The sequence below is a fragment of the Exiguobacterium sp. s56 genome, assembly GCF_018618255.1.
Lineage (GTDB): Bacteria > Bacillota > Bacilli > Exiguobacteriales > Exiguobacteriaceae > Exiguobacterium > Exiguobacterium chiriqhucha.
This window is the reverse complement of record NZ_JACSLR010000048.1, coordinates 1-412: the sequence shown is the minus strand read 5'-3', so window position 1 is coordinate 412 and position 412 is coordinate 1. Positions and strand designations below refer to the sequence as shown.

The window sequence follows — 412 nt, the reverse complement described above, 5'->3', positions numbered from 1 at the left end:
GCTCTTCAAATGTAGTTTTTCTTCCTTTTGTCATAGCTAGACCCATCCCTTTTCTCGAATCTGTTAACTCGCTATGACTAGTATACTTCTTGATCCACCTGTGAAGAACAGACCAGTGACTGATTTGATATTTGGAGAAGGTCTCCAGTTTAGTGAGACCACCGAGATAGTCACGGACGGTCGCAATCTTCTGTTCCTTGGTGTAGGGCTTCCATGTCCTCGATTGCTTCAAGGCGTCGATCCCACCCGGTATCGAATTTCACTTTCCACACCTGGAGGATGTGCCTAGAGACGTCATGAGCCCCTATGATTTCCTTCCAGGTTGTAGACGTCAAGTTGATTTTGACACTTTTTGCTCGTTTGCCTTTTACACTTCTGCCGAAAACAATGATTTCCGGTTTCTCATCCGATG

1 pseudogene is annotated in these 412 nt (G+C 45.4%); it reads right to left on the bottom strand.

The annotated features are described in order from the left end of the window. Window positions 1-323 (bottom strand): annotated as a pseudogene (locus KNP71_RS15780) (transposase); the annotation flags it as partial. Window positions 324-412: the final 89 nt, after the last annotated feature.